Origin of the sequence: Bacillus bingmayongensis, from assembly GCF_000299035.1 — a bacterium.
GTDB classification, from domain to species: Bacteria; Bacillota; Bacilli; order Bacillales; family Bacillaceae_G; genus Bacillus_A; species Bacillus_A bingmayongensis.
Genome location: NZ_AKCS01000029.1, coordinates 18142 through 38559, shown reverse-complemented (window position 1 = coordinate 38559; position 20418 = coordinate 18142). Strand labels below are relative to the sequence as shown.

General features: G+C 36.4%; 14 protein-coding genes and 8 pseudogenes. 12 read left to right on the top strand and 10 right to left on the bottom strand.

Annotated features, from left to right (window positions below; all coding sequences use genetic code 11):
* The first annotated feature begins 279 nt into the window (after positions 1-279).
* Complete coding sequence (locus tag Y7E_RS0106100) at positions 280-810, top strand: RNA polymerase sigma factor SigX (protein WP_017150404.1); 531 nt, start codon at positions 280-282, stop codon at positions 808-810.
* A gap of 3 nt (positions 811-813) precedes the next feature.
* Positions 814-1782 (top strand): DUF4179 domain-containing protein, encoded by a 969-nt coding sequence (locus tag Y7E_RS0106095; protein WP_017150403.1) that lies wholly within the window; start codon positions 814-816, stop codon positions 1780-1782.
* A 78-nt stretch (positions 1783-1860) separates the two neighbouring features.
* Here the strand turns inward: Y7E_RS0106095 and Y7E_RS29270 are convergent.
* A protein-coding gene (locus tag Y7E_RS29270) for an IS6 family transposase (protein WP_237741350.1) occupies positions 1861-2546 on the bottom strand; the annotation gives its coding sequence in 2 pieces (ribosomal slippage) (positions 1861-2198 and positions 2198-2546; 687 coding nt in all).
* Here Y7E_RS29270 and Y7E_RS29265 point away from each other — a divergent pair.
* A pseudogene (locus Y7E_RS29265) lies at positions 2542-3357 on the top strand (helix-turn-helix transcriptional regulator); the annotation flags it as partial. The gene Y7E_RS29270 and the pseudogene Y7E_RS29265 overlap by 5 nt on opposite strands.
* A 78-nt stretch (positions 3358-3435) precedes the next feature.
* Here Y7E_RS29265 and Y7E_RS0106080 read toward each other — a convergent pair.
* Positions 3436-5229, bottom strand: coding sequence for a helix-turn-helix transcriptional regulator (locus Y7E_RS0106080; protein ID WP_017150399.1), 1794 nt, complete (start codon positions 5227-5229; stop codon positions 3436-3438).
* A 290-nt stretch (positions 5230-5519) separates the two neighbouring features.
* Between Y7E_RS0106080 and Y7E_RS0106075 the strand changes: the two genes are divergently transcribed.
* On the top strand, positions 5520-7682 hold the full coding sequence (locus tag Y7E_RS0106075; protein WP_017150398.1) for a serine hydrolase domain-containing protein: 2163 nt from the start codon (positions 5520-5522) through the stop codon (positions 7680-7682).
* 399 nt (positions 7683-8081) lie between these two features.
* On the opposite strand, the gene Y7E_RS0106070 is transcribed toward Y7E_RS0106075, so the two are convergent.
* A complete protein-coding gene (locus Y7E_RS0106070) occupies positions 8082-8456 on the bottom strand; it encodes a MerR family transcriptional regulator (RefSeq protein WP_026049108.1) in 375 nt (124 codons plus the stop codon).
* Between the two features lie 197 nt (positions 8457-8653).
* Here Y7E_RS0106070 and Y7E_RS29260 point away from each other — a divergent pair, with 197 nt between their 5' ends.
* Positions 8654-9001, top strand: a complete 348-nt coding sequence (locus tag Y7E_RS29260) for a carboxymuconolactone decarboxylase family protein (RefSeq protein WP_017150396.1) — start codon at positions 8654-8656, stop codon at positions 8999-9001.
* A gap of 68 nt (positions 9002-9069) precedes the next feature.
* Here Y7E_RS29260 and Y7E_RS0106060 read toward each other — a convergent pair.
* A pseudogene (locus Y7E_RS0106060) lies at positions 9070-9756 on the bottom strand (IS6 family transposase).
* Positions 9757-9979: 223 nt separating this feature from the next.
* On the opposite strand from Y7E_RS0106060, the gene Y7E_RS0106050 reads away from it, so the two are divergent.
* From Y7E_RS0106050 to Y7E_RS0106040, 3 genes and pseudogenes are all read left to right on the top strand, one after another.
* On the top strand, positions 9980-11044 hold the full coding sequence (locus Y7E_RS0106050; protein ID WP_017150393.1) for a hypothetical protein: 1065 nt from the start codon (positions 9980-9982) through the stop codon (positions 11042-11044).
* A gap of 96 nt (positions 11045-11140) precedes the next feature.
* Positions 11141-11383, top strand: a pseudogene (tnpA, locus tag Y7E_RS29255) (IS200/IS605 family transposase); the annotation flags it as partial.
* A gap of 11 nt (positions 11384-11394) precedes the next feature.
* Positions 11395-12501, top strand: a complete 1107-nt coding sequence (locus Y7E_RS0106040) for an RNA-guided endonuclease TnpB family protein (RefSeq protein ID WP_017150391.1) — start codon at positions 11395-11397, stop codon at positions 12499-12501.
* A gap of 409 nt (positions 12502-12910) precedes the next feature.
* Here the strand turns inward: Y7E_RS0106040 and Y7E_RS0106035 are convergent, their stop codons facing one another.
* On the bottom strand, positions 12911-13801 hold the full coding sequence (locus Y7E_RS0106035) for a Vgb family protein (RefSeq protein ID WP_017150390.1): 891 nt from the start codon (positions 13799-13801) through the stop codon (positions 12911-12913).
* Positions 13802-13940: 139 nt separating this feature from the next.
* Between Y7E_RS0106035 and Y7E_RS33180 the strand changes: the two are divergent.
* The 3 genes and pseudogenes from Y7E_RS33180 to Y7E_RS29250 all read left to right on the top strand — a co-directional run.
* Positions 13941-14006 (top strand): annotated as a pseudogene (locus Y7E_RS33180) (IS6 family transposase); the annotation flags it as partial.
* 291 nt (positions 14007-14297) lie between these two features.
* Positions 14298-15191 carry an alpha/beta fold hydrolase gene (locus Y7E_RS0106030; protein ID WP_017150389.1) on the top strand — a complete coding sequence of 298 codons (894 nt, stop codon included), beginning with the start codon at positions 14298-14300 and terminating at the stop codon, positions 15189-15191.
* Between the two features lie 74 nt (positions 15192-15265).
* Positions 15266-15720, top strand: a pseudogene (locus tag Y7E_RS29250) (2-thiouracil desulfurase family protein).
* Positions 15721-15851: 131 nt separating this feature from the next.
* Here the strand turns inward: Y7E_RS29250 and Y7E_RS0106020 are convergent.
* From Y7E_RS0106020 to Y7E_RS35000, 3 genes and pseudogenes are all read right to left on the bottom strand, one after another.
* Complete coding sequence (locus Y7E_RS0106020; protein WP_017150387.1) at positions 15852-16298, bottom strand: GNAT family N-acetyltransferase; 447 nt, start codon at positions 16296-16298, stop codon at positions 15852-15854.
* Positions 16299-16623: 325 nt separating this feature from the next.
* Positions 16624-16768: pseudogene (locus Y7E_RS29245) on the bottom strand (IS6 family transposase); the annotation flags it as partial.
* Positions 16754-16834, bottom strand: a pseudogene (locus Y7E_RS35000) (IS6 family transposase); the annotation flags it as partial. The pseudogenes Y7E_RS29245 and Y7E_RS35000, both read right to left, overlap by 15 nt.
* A 703-nt stretch (positions 16835-17537) precedes the next feature.
* Between Y7E_RS35000 and Y7E_RS29240 the strand changes: the two are divergent.
* Positions 17538-17744, top strand: a pseudogene (locus Y7E_RS29240) (IS1595 family transposase); the annotation flags it as partial.
* Between the two features lie 259 nt (positions 17745-18003).
* Here Y7E_RS29240 and Y7E_RS0106005 read toward each other — a convergent pair.
* Together Y7E_RS0106005 and Y7E_RS0106000 are read right to left on the bottom strand one after the other, a co-directional pair.
* Positions 18004-18945 (bottom strand): carbohydrate kinase family protein, encoded by a 942-nt coding sequence (locus tag Y7E_RS0106005; protein WP_017150384.1) that lies wholly within the window; start codon positions 18943-18945, stop codon positions 18004-18006.
* Complete coding sequence (locus Y7E_RS0106000; RefSeq protein ID WP_017150383.1) at positions 18942-20417, bottom strand: glycoside hydrolase family 32 protein; 1476 nt, start codon at positions 20415-20417, stop codon at positions 18942-18944. Before Y7E_RS0106000 ends, Y7E_RS0106005 begins: the two co-directional genes overlap by 4 nt.
* Between the last annotated feature and the right edge of the window lies 1 nt (position 20418).

Genomic DNA, 20418 nt, shown 5'->3' with positions numbered 1-20418 from the left:
CTCTTAAGTTGATGGGCATGGGGTCACCATATCAAAAAAGAAAATTGTACGTTTAGACACAATTTGGCAACAAACTAATTGTTTTCTTGTACATTAATAAAAAACTACTGCAAGAGTTGTAGTTTTTATGTTTTCATTTCCCTTTTTGCATTCATCTTTTAATTAGATGAATGCTTTTTTTAAGTACATAATAAAAAAATAAGAAAAACTGTCACAAAATCCGGGTTTCTGGTTTCTCTATAATACAGGCATCAAATTGAGAGTGAGGTTTTAATTAGAATGTTAACTATAGAAAATGAAGAAAGTCTTGTTTCTGATATGACTTTTGAAGAATTATTTAAACAATACTATGTTTACGCTGTAAAACAGATCATATGGATTGTTAAAAATCAATCTATCGCTGAAGAGTTAGCACAAGAAGTATTTTTACAATTATATCGTAGCGATTGGAAAGCAATTGAAAACATACCTGGATGGTTGATTAAATCTTCTACTTATGTAGCTTATAACCATCTAAGATCTGAAAAAAGACATCAAGCGAAGATCGATAAGGAAATACAATACCATGAAGTACAAAATGTTTCATCATTAGACGATGATTGGATAAGAAAAGAAGAAATTACAAAAGTCCAAACGATACTAAATAAAATGAATGATCGAGAACGAACCCTTTTACTAATGAAATTCTCTGGTTTTCAATATAAAGAAATTGCAGAAATACTTCAAATTGAAATATCTTCTATTGGAACATTATTAGTCCGAGCCAAAATGAAATTTCGCAAGATTTATAAACAAATGGAGGAGGCATAACAAATGAAATGTTATGATATCGGATTTATTCAAACATATATTGATGGAGAACTTTCTCATGATACAAGAAAGGAATTCACAAAACACCTAGATACATGTGAAGCATGCCAAGATTTATTAGTAGAAATCAGTAAATTAAACCAATGGGAAAATGTAATGCTAGATGAAGAATCTGCACATTCACCACAAGAAATCAAAATTGATGTAGAACAAGCATGGAAAACATTTGAAAGTCTTTCAAAACTAGACAATGTTTCTAATATAAATCATAAAAAACAACAGAAGAAGGGACTATTTACAAACATGAATAAAAAATTAAAACGTTTCATTTATACAGCAGTAGCTGCAGCAGGACTTTTTACAACAGCAATGATTCCACAAGTACAAGTGGCGGCTACAAATGTTGCCTCGTATTTTTCTGATGCAGTTACAAATGATAAGGTTGTAAATGAGGGAGCTACAGATGAAAATGGTGTCACAATAGATAGAATGAAGAATGGTCAATATATTCCTATCGACGAAAAAATTACAGATCAAGGTATTACTGTACATTTCAAAGAGTTATATATTGCGGATTCACGTATATCAGTTCATTATAGAATGGAAAAAACTGATGGAGGTTTAGTACCATTTGAATTTGATACAACGGGATTAGAGCTTGGGAGTGATGGTAAGGTTAATGGACAACAAGAGAACAACCCTGAGCTTAAAAATGGAGAGGTAATATCTTTTATCCAAGATTCAGATGATCGTCTTCCTTTTGAACTTATGGTAGCAGGTAAAAAATTAGAGCATGTAGGTATTCGTGATAAAGATAAACCAGAAGGTGTCGTTACATTTGTTGAAGGTCCTGAAGGAAAAGACTCTTTTAAACAACCCCTTACGTTAGATGTAAATATAAATAAAATTGGAAAAGTAGCTGGATCTTGGAAAGGTCAAATCCAAATTGATACAGCAAAACTTAAAAAATAAAACTAATTAAAATGAAAAAAAGGGTTCTGTTGCGAAGTTTTGTTAAGGTTAAGTGGTGCCAACAAAAAGTTGTACATTTTATGCGATTGTTAGTAGCTCCTGTAATTCATTATATGTTGAAAAACCGAAGTCTGAGCCAAGACTTCGGTTTCGTTTATATAAAGCATGAATGGTTTCGATGCCTTTCAAGGTACGGGAAGCGTGTCGAAGATTTTGAAATCCTACGGATTTGGAAAAACGTCGCTTCACATGCCTATGGTCCTGTTCAATGAGATTGTTCAAATGCTTGATTGTACAATGAGTTGTATTTATATAAAAGCCTTGTTCTCTTAATTTGTTAAATGCGCAAAGTAATGCTGGTGCTTTGTCTGTAGTGAGAACCGCTGGTTCTCCAAACGTTTTGACCAATCTTTTCAAAAGGCATAGGCAGCCTGATGATCCCGTTTTTTACGAAGTTGAATATCCAATGTGTGCCCGTCTTTATCAATTGCACGATATAAATAACACCATTTTCCTTTGACTTTTATATAGGTTTCATCTAGTTTCCAAGATAATTGAACGTTTTTATTTTTCTTCTTCCAAATTTGATAGATAAGATTTCCATATTCATGAACCCAGCGCATGATGGTTGTTGGGTGAACCGAAACACCACGCTCTTTCAAGATTTCAGATACATCACGATAGCTTAAAGAAAAACGACAATAGTAGCCGACGGCTACCAAAATAATATCCTTTTTAAACTGTTTTCCTTTAAAATACCCCATATATTATTCTCCTGCTCACACTTTTTCTACAGGTTATCTCAGTTTAGAAATCTTTGCAGCAGAACCCACTTTATTAAACAATTTTATTGAAGCTCCTCTTTTTTTTGATTTTGAGGAGCAAACCTCACTATTTCACGCTGCTGTTTTTGCAGAAGAAGCCGGATATTATGGAGGTGAAGCACTAAATAGGGCTATTTCAAAGCTAAGCAGATATTCAAATCAAGAACAGGAAACAAAGATAAACCAACGTTTAACCAGTCTTGAAGTAATAAGTCGATTAAGTTCCCTCTCTATGGAGCCTTCCTTGAAGGAAGTGGAGCAGGCCGTAGCTTACGGATACTCTGTAAAAATTCTATACCTTAAATGTGGCGAAGAACAATCAACATATAGATTGGTTGATCCGTACAGAATTATTTATTGGAATAATAAGTGGTATGTGATTGGATTTTGTCATCTTAGGAATGATATCCGTAGCCTTAGAGTAGATCGAATTGAAAGCTTAATGCTAACTGAAAATAAGTTTAACCGACCAGAAAATTTTTCAGCACGTGACTTTTTTATGGACAATCTCCTTCCAACTATAGAAGGTAAGGAAGGGATTATCACTTTGGTTATTAATGGAAATAATGGGGCGTTGGATGATATTTGCCAACATTGGTTTTTTGGACATTATTTACAAGAACGGACTTCAACTCAAGCAGTATTTCTTCTTGAAAAAGATATGATACATACATATGTACCTCATTTACTTTTACCGTACGGTAAATCTATTCAAATTATTGGGCCAGTAAGTCTTTTCTTCGCAAGATAGGCTCATTATTTGGCGCAGCAGACGTAAATGTATCGAAAGGATCTATAATTTGAGTACTATCGGAAAGTTCTACAGCGTCTATAAGATATTCTCTGTTCGCGCTATTTTGATTGCTTCCTCGCGATTATTGACGCCGAGCTTCGAGTATAGGTTCGAGCAGTAATTGCGTATCGTTCCCTCCGATAAAAATAGCTTAGAAGCAATTGATTTGTAGCGAAGCCCGTTCGACAGATGCTCCAGAATTTCCATCTCGCGTTTCGTAAGTCCGTACGGGTAGCTTTCCTTACTTGAGCCAATCTTTTCTAGTTGCTCACGTTGACGCTTCATCTCTTCGAAGACTCGCGTAGCGACCGATTGATCTATCCAGGTTCCTCCGTTATAAATAAGTTTCAGAGCTTCCATCATCTCTCGTGGATGAATTGACTTCAGCAAATAGCCCTCCGCTCCGTGTTCCAATGCAGTTGCTGCTTGCAAGGAATCCTCAAACGTTGTCATGAGCACAATCTTAATATCAGGCCATCTCTGTTTCATCTCAAGTAAAGCCTCAAGTCCGTCCATTCCCGGCATACGAATATCCATTAAAACGATATCAGGATGGAACTGCTCACAATGTTCTAATGCTTCGCACCCATCCTTTGCCTTACCAATGATGGTAAAATCAGCATGCTGATCCAAAACTTGCTCTAAACTGTCGGTAATAAGTGCCTGATCATCAACGATCAACAGGCGGATCGTGTCATGTACAAGTTCTGTCTGCAACGGAATATTACATATGACAAATGTTCCTTGCTCAGCTCCAGAATGAACCGACAATGTGCCGTGATATTGTTCAAGCCGTTCCTTCATCCCATTGAGCCCAAATCCGAATTGAATTTCTTTCATTCCGACGCCGTTATCTTCAATCTGTAACCGAAGCTGTTTCCTATCGAAATGCAGTTGAACGGCTATCGCGCTCGCCTTGCCGTGCCGAACCGCGTTTGTTAGAGACTCTTGAAGGCAACGATATAGGCAAAAGTTTATTTTTTGCATGACTAAAGTCTCATTGCCAATCACACGGAATGTAACCGTTGTACCTGTCGACCTCATAAATTCTTCGGTTAATTGTCTCAACGATTCACTTAACGAATGATTTAATGGATTATGAGAGAGCTGATGAAGATGCTTTCGGATATCATCCAGACTGTTTTGGGCAATACCGACAAGGGAATCAATTCTCTCAAACTGCGAATCTGGCACTGACGTTCGCAGTGATTCGACACCGACGATGAGAGAGGTAAGAGTATGGCCAATTGTATCATGCAGCTCATGTGACAGCCGGTTGCGTTCTTCTATCAGCGTAAGCTCCTCAATCCGCTTAATATGTTGCTCCAGCAACAGCTTCTGCTCTTGTATAATTTGGGCTTGCTTATGGTACTGAATTAATATATTAAATGCCATCCCAATGACAAAACCAAGGCTGCAGCTAAAGATAGACTCATATGGGAGATGATTAGCGATCCAGCTGTTCAATGCTGGGAATACGATTCCACAGAGGACACCTGTCCACACATAGTTTTTTTGAATGTTTGCTAAACCAATAATCATCACGAGTAAAACGAAAGACCAAAGCAATCCCGGCGCTACGTAGGCTAAATAAAGATAATATAGGCCTGATGCTGTAACATCGACTGCAAGATACCAGTCTTCTTTCTTATATCGGACGATTAATGGAACAAAGTAAACGACGATAGCAAGAGAAATTACAATCCAAAGTGACGCATTGATTAATGATGGATGTATAAAATCAGCACTTATAATAACGAACAGCCAAAACGTTCGTACGGATACAAATATCCAATCATACCAAAACCACTTTTTCATTACTGAGAACATAGATTATGCACACCTACTTGTATTTTTTTGAGATTAACTTTCTATTGATTCAGATTTATCATGCGGTATATCTTCCAATTCGTCAATAGATAGTGGAAGGACGGTCAGAGACTGGCTGTAAAGTATGTCATATAAGACAGGTGACAGTTTATCATACGGTTTTTGTGACAGATTTACGCACGCTGTCATGAAACATTTAGTCGCTTCGTCACTATGCTATTTAACAATTTCGAAGTTAAGGTGAGGGAGTGAAGCAACAGAAAATTTCAAAATAATAGGAGAGATGTGTTATGAAATCATTCATCACTAAAAAAGGAACTGCACTTGCCTTAACAACGACTATACTGGCTGGGACACTAGTATTACCTACTAATGGAAATGTAAACGCAGTGTATAAAAAGACGCCCACCCAACAGGCTGTTGATAAGGCTGCTAATACTGAAAATATTCCAGGTGTTATTGTTGCCGTGAAAAATGGAGATGTAAACTGGTCATATGCTTCTGGTGAGGCAAACATCGAGAGAAATCATAAGGTGGATGCTGATTCTGCTTTCAGGATTGGAAGTACAACGAAGACGTTTGTTGCTACAGTTGCATTACAGCTTGCTGGAGAGAAGAAGCTAAGTCTGGATGATACGGTAGAGAAATGGATCCCGGGGTTCGTAAAGGGGAAAGGCTATGATGGCAACAAAATTACAATTCGACAATTATTAAATCATACGAGTGGAATTCCAGACTTCTTGACTCCAGAGTTTAAGAATAAATTACTTGAAAATCCAAGCGGAAATTATACACCTGAACAGTTAATTGCTCGTGCTTTGGAGCTAGAGCCAGTATCGGGGTGGGCATACTCGAGTACAAATACGGTTATTGTAGGACTTATTATTCAGAAGGTTACTGGAGAGACATATGCCGAACAGATTAAGAAGCGAATTATTGAGCCACTCGGACTTAAAGAAACATTCCTTCCTGGAAGCTCGATGGATATTCCGAAAAAAAATGCTCGTGGCTACTTGAATACGGGAGATAAATTAGTAGATATTACTGTGCTTAACCCGTCATTTGCTAATGCTGGAGGTGAGATGATTTCGACAGGAGAAGACTTGACGACGTTTTTTCGCGCATTATTAGGTGGAAAGCTGTTGACACCGGAGATGCAAAAGGAAATGATGACTAGTACAGCTGATTCCCCGTTAGGAAAGTATGGGCTTGGCATACATGCAACAAAATTGCCGGACGGTACCGAAGTATGGGGGCATGGTGGTGGTATTCCCGGATTTACTAACTTTGCAGGTGGAACGGGAGATGGTCAACATGTCATCTCGATAAACATCAATGTACTAGGAGCAGAAAAACATATCAAGAATATTTTAGTCTCAGAATTTGCAGGGAAAACCAAAAAGGAAGTTATGGATAAAGGAAAGAAAAGGAACCATCGAGAAGAAGTCAAATACGTAATCGATCAGGTAGTAACCAATAAAAAAATCCCAAGTGTCATAGCAGGCGGATTAAAGGACGGTAAGCGCTGGTCTTATGCTACAGGGACAGCGAGTTACGAGGTACTGCGCGCAGTAGAACCGAACTTTTCATTTCGTATCGGAAGCATCACGAAGACGTTCACAGCTTCCGTTATACTGCAGTTGGCTGAGGAGAAACAATTAAACCTTGATGATTCGGTTGAAAAATGGTTACCGGGGATCGTACAGGGTAATGGGTATGACGGTAACAAAATTACGATTCGTCAGTTATTGAATCATACAAGCGGGATTGCATCCTATACAGATTTGGATATGCGAGATATTACCTTGCCTCAAAATCCATACCGTTACTATACTGCTGATGAACTTATCAGCCTGGGACTTGCCAAGCCACCTGTATTTTCACCAGGGGAGGGTTGGGACTATTCAAACACCAATACTGTGCTAGCTGGTCAAATTATTCAAAAGGCAACAGGAGATACGTATGCAGAGCAAATCAGAAAACGTTTCATCGAACCACTTGGGCTAAAGGAGACATTCGTAATGGAAGCAAATCCTCATATACCAGGTGAGCATGCTACAGGATATAATATGGACAGAGCGGGTCATTTGTATGATTTGACAGAAATAAATCAATCATGGGCAAATGCAGCGGGAAATATGGTTTCATCTGTCAAAGATTTAACTACCTTCTTCAGTGCGCTGTTGGGCGGAAAGCTTCTAAATCAAGAGATGATGGACCAGATGCTCACAACAGTAGATTCACCTATTGGTAAAGTCGGACTAGGAATTTATGAAGAAAAGACACCGGATGGGCAATCATATTGGGGGCACGCCGGTGGTACTTTCGGGTTTGAATCGAGAGTTGGTGGCTCTCTAGGAGGGGAGCATATTTTAGTAACTTCCATCAACGCAGTAGGTCCGGAAGTCATAGCGAGTCGGGATAAAATATTCAATAAAGAGTTTGGCCGTTAAGTTTAAAGCCGACATCGCGTCCTTTATTCGACGGTGGGTGTCGGTTTTCTTGCTGCGATTTCCAGTTCTTCATGTAAGAGAGGCACACGTGCTGCCTGCATTCAGAATAAAACGACATCTAAATAGATAAGAAGCAAGAGCAACATTACGCCGGTGTATTTATAATTCGATTAGGTGAGCTCTACTAGGGGTATGGCAAGGATTCGTTCTTTTCGGGGTACCGTCAGGAAAATGCGGATTTACACCGCTAAGCTCATTTTCCTGACGGTACCCCATCGCTATCAAGCTAAGAAAAAATTAATACCCCTAAAACAAAAAAAACGCCATTCTTTCAAAAGAATGGCGTTTTTTCAGTAGATACTTCCCTAAAATTTTGACATAAATGATAATGTAAAATGGTTATTTCCTATGTTCTTCCATCTTCTTATAGTAATCAATCTTTTCTTCAATTTTCACCAGATTATCCTTCAACTTTTTAATTTCTTTAAGGACTTTGTTTTGATGCATTTCTAACAATTCTCGTCTAGCGCTTATTGTAGGTTCACCTTGACTTCGTAAATCAGAAAAAAGTTTCATATCTGTGACTGACATTCCTGTTACTCTTAAACGGATTAAGAAATTGATCCAAGAAATATCATCTTCTGAATATTGACGATAACCATTGATATCTCGGCTCACCTCATGAAGTAACCCAATTTTTTCGTAGTAACGTAAAGTGTGCACAGTAAGTCCTGTTATTTTTGAAATTTGTTTAATAGTAAATATCTTTTCCATAAAATTCATTATAACACAAAGAAAAGGGGTTGCTTTAGAGTACACTCTAAGGTGTAACGTTTAATCAAGAGTTACTTTTTAATCAATTGATACTATGCAACATAGACGTACTAAATGATTAAAAATTTAAATTGATAAATTCTTAGGAGGCAAATGCAATGGGTAATGAACGTTATCAGCGTGGCTAGCAAAAACTAATGGAAGTAGATGGGGAAGGTGGACAACGTGTTATAGATTCACTAAAAGATATTGCTCCTGATCTCGGTAAATATGTTGTTGAATTCGCTTTTGGTGATATCTATCCTCGAGAAGGATTAGACCTCAATCAACGTCAATTGGTTACAATCGCATCACTAACTACACAGGATGGCTGTGAACCACAACTTAATGTCCACATTAACGCGGCACTTAATGTTGGTCTCTCACCAGATGAGATAGTAGAAGCAATCATGCACTGCATCCCTTACACGGGCTTTCCACGAGTCCTTAATGCAATCTTTGTGGCAAAACAAATTTTTGAAGAACGTAAGCTGAACTTAGGATAAGATACTATTAATGGTTCTGTTGCGAAGTTTTGTTAAGGTTAAGTGGTGCCAACAAAAAGTTGTACATTTTATGCGATTGTTAGTAGCTCCTGTAATTCATTATATGTTGAAAAACCGAAGTCTGAGCCAAGACTTCGGTTTCGTTTATATAAAGCATGAATGGTTTCGATGCCTTTCAAGGTACGGGAAGCGTGTCGAAGATTTTGAAATCCTGCGGATTTGGAAAAACGTCGCTTCACATGCCTATGGTCCTGTTCAATGAGATTGTTCAAATGCTTGATTGTACAATGAGTTGTATTGATATAAAAGCCTTGTTCTCTTAATTTGTTAAATGCGAAAAGTAATGTTGGTGCTTTGTCTGTAGTGAGAACCGTTGGTTCTCCAAACGTTTTGACTAATCTTTTCATAAAGGCATAGGCAGCCTGATGATCCCGTTTTTTACGAAGTTGAATATCCAATGTGTGCCCGTCTTTATCAATTGCACGATATAAATAACACCATTTTCCTTTGACTTTTATATAGGTTTCATCTAGTTTCCAAGATAATTGAACGTTTTTATTTTTCTTCTTCCAAATTTGATAGATAAGGTTTCCATATTCCTGCACCCAACGCATGATTGTTGTTGGATGCACGGAAACTCAACGTTCTTTCAGAATTTCAGATACATTGCGATAGCTTAAAGAAAAACGACAATAGTAGCCCACGGCTACTAAAATAATATCTTTCTTGAACTGTTTTCCTTTAAAGTATCGCATTTGTGATTCTCCTTGTTCTTTTTTTCTAGAGTGTAGCCTCATTTAGAAAACTTTGCAACAGAACCGTTTTAAGAATCCCCTTAGCGTATAAAAACGTTAAAATGTGCGTGCTACCCCAAATAGATCATTTACAAGAATATATTTACATTTTTTATTATAGATGGTAATATATGTTGGTGTTGTTTTTCAGAAAATAAAGAACATTTAAAGGGATGGGGATTCCATGAAAAAAAAGAAAATGTTTTCTGCTTTAACAATTGGTTTATCTTTATTTATTCCATCTTTTAGCCCTGTACAAGCAGCCTCGCCTTCGACAATCACTTATACACAGACGGGAGCGAACTATATGTATTCTAATGCGCCGGAGACTGTATATGGTTCCAAGGTAGAGCCATCTTATTTACATCGTTTTGAACCTGGAAAGTATTCTTATTATACATTACAGCGTTATGTAGAACCCAATAAAGAATATGTCGCTGAATTTTATAACCACAACAATGCAGGAATGGAATTACAGTGGGGATACGCTATCTACAATGGAAGTAGTTCAGCGCGTACTGTTACAATAAAAAATGATTCCTTTAAACAAGGAACACAAAAAGATGGTAATTCTATGAATTTAGCATCACAAATGGAAATTGAATACGCTAACGACACAAAAACAGAAACAAAAACAATTCCAGCATGGTCTAGTATTTTTATAAAAGAACAAAAAATAGCAGGTGGGAACACAGTCACAGGTAAGCTGAAATTCGTGACAAATGGAAATCTTACTGTCCGTCAATTCGTTTCTAAGAAAAAACCAAATGAAACATTCCCAACAGCAACAGAAGTTATGGATCTAACAAAAACACCACAAGTATATGTGTCCACAAGCGCCCAAACAACTGCAAATTATCGAACAGATACAAGAAAGGCAACGATAGATTATAATACAACAAAGAGTTTTTATGTTGGGAGTAATTTAGAGAATGCTAAACAAAACGTTGGAATTAATGAATACGAAGACCCAATTGATCAGTTGTCCGGTGCACATTCTATTCTAGATGGAAACTACGGTATTGTTTATGAGTTTACTTTTAAGAATGCAGCAGGTAAAAGGATAAGAATCACTCCTAATTATTATAAGGGGACTGCATCTACGTTCGTTTATTATGATGGGACTTGGAAGCAAGCACCAAAAATCAGCAGCGGCACGCATGAAATTACTGTCCCTACAAATGGTGTTATTAAATACATCTTGCCGGGCGGAACCAATGCATCGAAACTCTTTGAATTTATAAATTAAAGTAACATTCTTTCCTATTTACCTATACATATATTTTTACTAATTTATTATGATATCGATGTTGATTTAAAGTATTTAACATGAAATAAACAAACTGAGTGGAATCATAACAATGACCATGTCCATAGTTTATTCAAAGCACACCCCAATACAGAAATAACAAAGTTCATCAATGCGTATAAAAGTGCCAGTTCTCGACTCATCAAGAGAGACTTTCCACAAGTGAAAAAGAAACTTTGGAAAGAGATGTTTTGGTCAAGAAGTTTTTGTTTACTCACTACTGGTGGTTCACCAATAGAAATAGTAAAAAAGTATATCGAAAATCAAGGTGAAAAGTGAGGTGAAATGATATGACAACACATAATAAAGCGTATAAATTTCGTTTGTATCCAACAGAACAACAAGCGCATCTTATTCGTAAAACTTTTGGGTGTGTGCGATTTGTATATAATAAGATGTTGGCTGAACAAAAAGAAGTGTATGAGAAACACAAAGGGAATAAGGAAGAACTAAGGAAGCAAAAATTTCCTACTCCTGCAAAGTACAAAGAAGGGTTTGAATGGTTGAAGGAAGTAGATTCATTAGCATTAGCGAATGCTCAATTAAACTTGCAAACTGCTTATAAAAATTTCTTTCGTGGTCAAAATGACTTCCCAACGTTCAAAAGTAAAAAGGGTAGAAAATCTTATACAACGAATAGGGTCAACGGAAATATTATGTTGCTGAATGGTCATATCAAATTACCAAAATTGAAGCTTGTAAAGATTAAACAACATAGAGAAATACCCCAAGGCCATATGATTAAGTCATGCACGATTTCTATGACACCGACTGGGAAATACTATGTGTCTATCTTGACTGAGTATGAAAAAGAAATCGTACAGAAAGAAGTGGAAACTGTTGTTGGATTAGACTTTGCTATGTCTGAATTATATGTTAGTAGTGAGAATGAGAAAGCCAATTATCCTCGCTTCTACCGTCAAGTATTAGAAAGATTAGCAAAGGCCCAACGAGTATTATTAAGACGCACAAAAGGGTCAGATCGTTGGAATAAGCAACGTATTCATGTCGCTAAGTTGCATGAAAAAGTAGCAAACCAACGTAAGAACTTCCTTCATCATAAGTCAAAAGAATTAGTCAACAGCTTTGATGTTGTAGCAATTGAAGACTTGAACATGAAAGGAATGTCACGAGCACTTAATTTTGGTAAAAGTGTTGCTGATAATGGGTGGGGAATGTTCACGACTGTTTTAGCCTATAAGTTACAAGAACAGGGCAAACAACTTGTGAAAATTGATAAATGGTTTCCTTCTACAAAAACATGTAGTAGTTGTGGAAACGTAAAGGATGTAGCATTATCTGAACGAGTGTATGTTTGTGGTTGCGGTACGTCAATAGATAGAGATTATAATGCTGCAATCAACATCAAAAATGAAGCGATACGCCTGTTAACATGATCATAAATCGTATCAAAGAACCTATGGAACATGGGAGATAGCTCGCGGTCTTACGACTAATTCGTTAGCTAATAAAAGTAACGACTAACCGAGAAGCCCCCACTTCAAACAACTCGTAAGAGTGTTAAGTGGCGGGTAGTTCACGTATTGAAATTTTCTATACTTAGATGTATTATAATTTTTGTATTTTTTCTCTATCTGAAACAGAGAAAACATCATCACTTCTGAAAGGACCCGAACTTCAACGGGTTCTTTTTATACTTGAATTCATTTCTGTTGCATTGTATCATATTTTCGTGTCTTACTTACATAAATCATTATCGGAAAGAATCTGCATTCGAGCAGGTTCTTTTTCTTTATGGGTTGGTATTTGCTTTTCTGAGCTTGATAGGGATAGACGATACCTCTATTACGTAATGATTGTTAGACGTCCAATTTGATTACACTCTTCAGCGAACCAAATATCGCCATCCGGACAAAACGTGATACCATGTGGCTCTGCATTATTTGTAGGTATCGTATATTCAGTAATAACTCCTTCAACTGTAATTCGGCTTATTTGGTTACCTCCCCATTCCGTGAACCAAAGATCTCTGTTCTTCCCAGGGATTATGGCATGAGGGCGAGCGTTAGGCGTCGGTATAACAAATTCTTCGACCTCACCTTCGAACGTAATTCTACCAATTTTATTGCCCATGATTTGCACAAACCATATTGCTCCATCTGGTCCGCTCGCAATTCCAACTGGCCTGGAGTTAGGTGTTGGGATTGGATATTCTGTCACATCACCTTTAGTGGTCATTCTCCCAATCGTATTGTTCTGATTCTGTGTAAACCATAATGCCCCGTCTAATCCCAAAGTAATAAAAGAGGGAAATGATGTGGAGTTAGGTAATTCAAATTCGGTGATTTCCTCCGACTTTGTTATTCTTCCAATCCTACCGTTATTCATTTCTGTAAACCATATTGCTCCATCTGGTCCTTCCGTTATGCCAAAAGGTGCAGCGTTCGTTTCAGGGAGTACATATTCTTCAAAATGGCCGTTCATCGACATTTTACCGATCTTGCTTGCGTTATATTCCGTAAACCATAAGTCACCAGTCTGGTCCGAAATAATAGACATAGCCCCTGCATTTACTGTCGGAATGGGAAAAGAATTTATTTCACCATTAGCATCTATTCTACCAATTCGATTCCCTTTTTGTTCCGTAAACCACAATGCCCCGTCTTTTCCTACGGTTATTCCATATGGTCCTGAATCTCTTTCATTGACTACATATTCTTGTATCTTGATCCTCATATCATTTTCCCCCATTGAAAATTTTGAGTGTTGTTTATGAGTATACCACTTCTACTCATCAGGTAGCTTAGTAAAAAAATTGAAACCTATAAATCTTGGACATACTAATACTATTACTCTAAAAGGGTGTGTGATCGGTATGGAAAAGAAAAATTTGTTCAAATGGAAACACTATCATCCTGATATTATCTTATTAACGGTAAGATAATATCAGGCTATTTGGTATGCAAATCTTTAAGGAACTTACACTAAATCTCTAGAAAAAAGAAAAAACCTCACATGAAATTAAACTTATATAAGCTTAGCTTGATGGCGATGGGATGGTACCCTTATATCTAATGAATTACAACATGAATGAAAATAATATGATTTCAGTATTTCATTCTATCAATAGGCTATGTTACACAATAAAAATTCCAGTATTTACAAAGAAACTACTCTTGTTATAAAATTAGACTGAACGGTCGGTTTGTAATTTGTTATAGGAGTGGATAATATGAAAGATCACATCATAACTTTACAAGATGGGCGTAAATTAGCCTACATTGAATATGGTAAAACAAATGGATTACCAGTCATGCTATTCCACGGTACACCCGGTTCAAGAATTTGGTCATTAACAGATGATATGGTAGCCAAACGATTAGGGATACGACTTCTTTCAATAGACAGACCTGGCTACGGGTTCTCTGATCCAAAACGGAATCGAACTGTTCTGGATTGGGCAGAAGATGTAAATGAATTAGCAGATCAACTAAAGCTCCAAACTTTTTCTATTATAGGTGTTTCAGGAGGAGGTGCTTATGCAGCTGCTTGTGCTTATAAAATCCCTGAACGTTTACAATCCGTACAGATGGTTTCTAGTGCAACTCCATTTGAGAATGAAAAGCCACCAGCTAGTATGTGCCGTGAAAATCGGATTGCTTTTTTTATCTCCAAACGATTACCTTTGCTATTAAAATGGGTATATCGTACTCAAAAAAAGCAAATGGAAAAGACCCCTGAAAAATATATACAGGGGCTGAAAAAGGGAAATGCACATTTATGCAAATGGGATCAACAATTTATTCAAACAGATGAAGATATTAAATTAACTATGATCCATATGAAAGAAGCGTTAAGAAATAGTGTAGATGAAGCAGTAGCAGAACCTGCTCTTTTAGCAAAATATTGGGGATTTAATTTTCAAGATATCTCCATCCCTATCCATATTTGGCATGGTACAGCCGACACTTTATCTCCAATAGAAGAAATAAAAAAAGTTGCCTCAGCTACCCCCTATGTAACAACCCATTATATGAAAGATGCAGGACATTTCTTAACTGACGATCCTGACATATGGGAATCTATTTTACAAACAATTATCCAAGATACAAAGCAAAAAAAATAACTCCAAAATCAACTTTTATTGTATATTTTGGAGTGACTTGACATTTACATTGCTACTAACTTGAGGTGAAAAATATGATTGTAATAAGTGCTCGCTTAGCTGGTATCGCTTGTCGCTACGACGGAAATGACAATCTTATCTCAAAAATAGAGGAACTATTACAAAAAGAAGAATCTGTCTTGGTCTGCCCAGAAGTATTAGATGGATTACCAACTCCGCGTCCATCAGCAGAAATTATTGGAGGTAACGGTGACGATGTACAAGATTGCATAGCAAAGGTGATGGATAAAGACGGAAACGATGTAATCGAAGCTTTTGTATAAGGAGGGTATAATGCCTTAGAAAAAATAAAAGATTTTAATCCAGAATACATCACCTTAAAAGAACGTAGCCCTTCTTGCGGAAGTTCTACCATTTATATAGGGGATTTTAATGGACACAAAAAGATGGTTACGGTGTTACAACAGCTTTATTTCGAAGAAGACATGGGTTCACAGTAATTTCAGAAGAGAATCTTATAAACAAATAAAGGAGTTGATCTTTGGAACAACTCCTTTTTCATTATTTCACACTTAGTTTTTCTTTTGCTTTCACCTCCAAACTCTATCTACGGTTGTTAAGTAGCATCGGGGAAAATAGCCCCTATCTCTTCATCGGAGTTTATAAAGAGAACTTCGCCAATTGTTCACCCCAAGAAGATACTTCAGTTTCAACAAATCCAGCCTTCTTATAAACAAGTTTTGCTGAAAGATTTTTAGGGTTATACCCAATCATAATTAGAGGAATATTTTTCTCGTTAATACTTCGCATCTTTTCAATAATGAGAAGTATGGCCTGTATACCTATACCTTTTCCTTGGTACTCTTTATCAATCATTAGTCTATAAATCCAATAATTATTATCATCAGGGTCTATTCCAAACATTGTAAATCCTATTAATTTATCATCAAGATATATACCTTTTGCATAGAAATTATCTAGAAATTGAACCTCTGCGATAGAATACAGATTAGAGGCGATAAATGTACGTTGTTCTTCTTTTACTGATAATTGTATAGCCTCTTTCCAATTACTTTTATCAATGGGTTTTAAAGATATTTTGTTCAATATAATACTCCTTTCGAATATAGAAGGGAACCACGCAATTTTTTATACATAGGCAACACCTCCTTAATATTAGAATTAAAACTTCTAAATAATATATACAGTTTTTCGAATACTTTAATTCTATAAGAAAACAGAGTATCCTTCGATTAAACTATCAACTTACAGTAAATAAAAAGTTGTTTTTGATGAAATCTGATTTTTTCACATAAATTATCGTTAAACGATTGAAGTATTTAGAAGTTATTAATTACCATTACATGATAAATTTGATTCTGTTGCAAAGTTTCTCAAGAGATAGATATAGGTAAGCATGTATGATTAAATATTATGCGGCCATTAATAATTGTTGTAATTCATTGTACATCGAAAAGACTTCGTCTCTGTTTGTATAAGGCATGAATGGTTTCAATTCCTTTTATGGTACGTGAAGCATGACGAAGGTTTTGAAATCCTGCGGATTTAGCAAAACGACAGTAATAGCCAACGGCTATTAAAATAATAACTTCCTCGAACTGTTCTCCTTTAAAATATCCCATCTGTGATTCTCCTCGTTTTCTTTTCCGAAAGTGTAGCGTAGTTTAGAAGATTTTGCAACAGAACCTAGAAAAGACACCCTAAGGTGCCTTTTCTAGGTTTTTTCTCGCGTATTGAGATGACTATTCAAACCTTGTATTAGGGGACATGGTTCAAACAGATATATATTACACTTATAGCTTAACATTGACAGAATATGCAGTAAATTGATAATGTTTATGCAAAATATTCCCAAAGTTTAGTATAGATATTTTTCACTATTACTATATTAAAAATAGAATTAATGCACAATTGCATAACAATATAGTATGCGATTAGCAGTATAATTTAAATGTGTACAATAAAGCTGAGGAGGCAGAGACCATCTACGGAAATAGGTGGTCTTTTGCTATTAGATAATAAATGTATTATTTTGATGGTGTTCATCTAAGGTATTGTTTTAGGGACACGGCAAGAATTACTTCTTTTTTGAGCCATTCGGATTAAAATGACGTAGAAATAGTCTTCTGCGACAGTTTTGACTCCTTTTTGATGAAAAACATATAAAAAACAAAGATAAGAAACGAAAAAAGTGTCGCAGAACTAGATTAAATTACTTTAAATTGAAAAACCTTAGCAATTTTATTAAATAAATTTAGATTTTCTTCTCTATTTTTGAGTGGATCCAAAAAGAACGAATTCCTGCCATACCCCCGAAAGGTTCTGTTGCAAAGTTTTCATTCTCGAATGAAGAAAAGGATTGACCGTTTTAAAGGTGTCGCTACCAAATATCTCGACAATTACCTTGCTTGGTTCTTATTTGTCGATAGTCGCAGTAACGAAAATACCAAGCAACATATAAAAAAATTTCTGTTTACATCATTTGTATTTGAGATGACAGAAACCTATGAGAGTTTGCGGTTTTCAAATTTCAAAGGTGCTGGTAAATCCGCCTCTCCTGCTTGTTGTGATTCTATAAAAGAATTTAACCCTAAAATAACAAGAACCAGACAACTAATTATGTAGAACTTTAATCGTTTCAAATTAAGTTTCTCTCATAATTTGCAGGAAGTCACACTCCAAATAGGAAATTGCATGTGAAATTAATTAACAAAGGTGCAGTATTCAATCAAGGTACTACACCTTCAAAGTGTGAAAAATGAAAAACAAATTCCACTTTATGAAAAAATACTTATCCAAACTTAACGATATCTTCTAATGTTGGTAAAGATTGAATGGCCCCATAATTTGTACACGTAATCGCCCCAACTTTATTCGCAAATGCAATGAGTGTACAAAGTTTTTTAACGCTGACATCAAATATATTTTCTTCTTTCGAAAATTGATAAAGCATGGCACCTACAAACGCATCTCCTGCACCAGTTGAATCTACCTGTTTCACAGTAATAGAAGGAATAATAGTTCCCCCTTCACTCGTTGCAAGAAGCGTCCCTTGTTTGCCAAGTGTAATCGCAACTACCTTTGCTCCTGTTGCAAGTAAACATTGTGCAGCTTTATTCATATTTGTTTCTTTAGAAAGCATAACCGCTTCCTCTTCACTTACTTTCACGAAATGAGCTTGTGCAATGAAAGATAAACAATCCTCGCAAAATTGCTCTTTATCTGTAATGAGTGCATCACGATAGTTTGGGTCAAAAGAAATGAAATGGTTTTGTTCTTTTGCGTATTGCAGCAGCTTAAAATAAGTTTCTTTTAAATGTCCTGATAATAAAGCTGTTGCTGACCCAAAATGAACGATATCATAATTGTGCATTTTAGAAAGATCGATTTGATGAAACTGATATTCGCCATCAGCACCACGCATAAAAGTAAAATCACGTTCACCATGTTGATCAATCGAGACAAAAGCGAATGTCGTTTGTTTCTCTTTCACAAGCATAGAAGTATCGACACCGTTTTCTTGTAATGTTTTTTCTAGAAATTTCCCAAAAGGATCATTTCCGACTTGTCCCATAAAGGAAGCTTTGCCGCCTAATTTTGTAATGGCCGCCGCAACATTTGCAGGCGCTCCGCCCGCTTTTTTCTCAAAACGTATTCCATCACTTAATGGAACATGTGCATCACAACAAATAAAATCTATTAATAACTCACCGATACAAAATACTTGCTTCATTCCAATCCTCTCCCAAGTTTATATTGTGTGATATGAAATTCCATCTTTTCATCTGAGAAAAGAGAGATGTTATACTCTATATCTTTACGAGGGAACACGCGCGATGTAAACACAGTTTCTCCATCACATAAGAAAATTTCAACAATGCTTTGATCAACGAAAATCCGCATTTTCATTGCATCGTGGATCTGAATTTGTTTACAGCGTTCATAGCCGTATTCTCCCCCAAAACGCTGCTGAAAGCTTCCGCGCTCAATAGAAACAACCCCTTTTTCACGCTGGAAGGTGACCGGAAATGATTCTTCATGATGATGAAATAAAGAAATACCAAATACATTTGCCTTTTCAGAATATAATTGTACTTCTAATTCATAAGAGCGTTCTTTGAAAAGGTCAGATAATACGTATGTTTCGTTCTGTAAACAACCTGATATAGTTTTAGAAGATGTACGTAATGCCTTTAATTCAGAAATAGGACGCTGTTTTAACACATTATCTTCAAGAGTTAGTTCGCGCGGAATCGTTAAGCAATGTGCCCACATGCAATCATCTGAAGGATACGTCATTTCACTGGATCCCGCCCATGCAAACATAATGCGGCGTCCAACGGGATCTTGCAATGTTTGCGGTGCATAAAAATCAAACCCTTTATCTAACTCATAATAAGAATCAACATGAAAATATAAATTTTCTAAATCTAACGTTCCAGTTGCATAAATTACATTATAAACATTTTGATAGCTATCTTTTGTTGCTTGAATACCTTGTGGGGAAAAAACAAGAATATCTTTACCATCTAACTGAAAATAGTCAGGGCACTCCCACATGAAGCCGAAGTCTTTTAAGTTTGTTTGTAGTTCTCCTTGCAACTTCCAATCATACAAGTCTTCTGATTGATAAATAAGAAATGTACCTGTTTTGTTTTCTCGCTGTGCGCCAAGCAGCATATAATAAAAACCATTATATTCCCAAATTTTAGGATCGCGAACATGTCCAGTATATCCAGCTGGAACGCTTCTAATAATTGGATTATGTGTTGCTTTTTCAATCTCATATTCTTTATTCATAAAGGCAACACATTGATTCGCGTCACGCGAGCTATCTTTAGATTTTATATTACCAGTATAAAACAAGTGAAGAATATCATCTTTTACGAAAGCGCCACCAGAATAAGCGCCGTGTGATTCATAACTTTCGGTAGGAGTAATCGCCACAGGCATACGCTCCCAGTGAATCAGATCTTTAGATTTTACATGCGCCCAATGTTTCATTCCATGAATGGGAGCAAATGGGTACCACTGATAAAACACGTGGTACTCATTGTTATAATAAGATACACCGTTTGGGTCATTCATTAATCCATATGGCGGATGAATGTGATACATTGGCTTCCACGAGTCTTGATTTGCAATCCTCTCTAATGAAGCTAATTCGCACCCTTTTGCATCTTGTATTGTTCTATATTTGTCCATA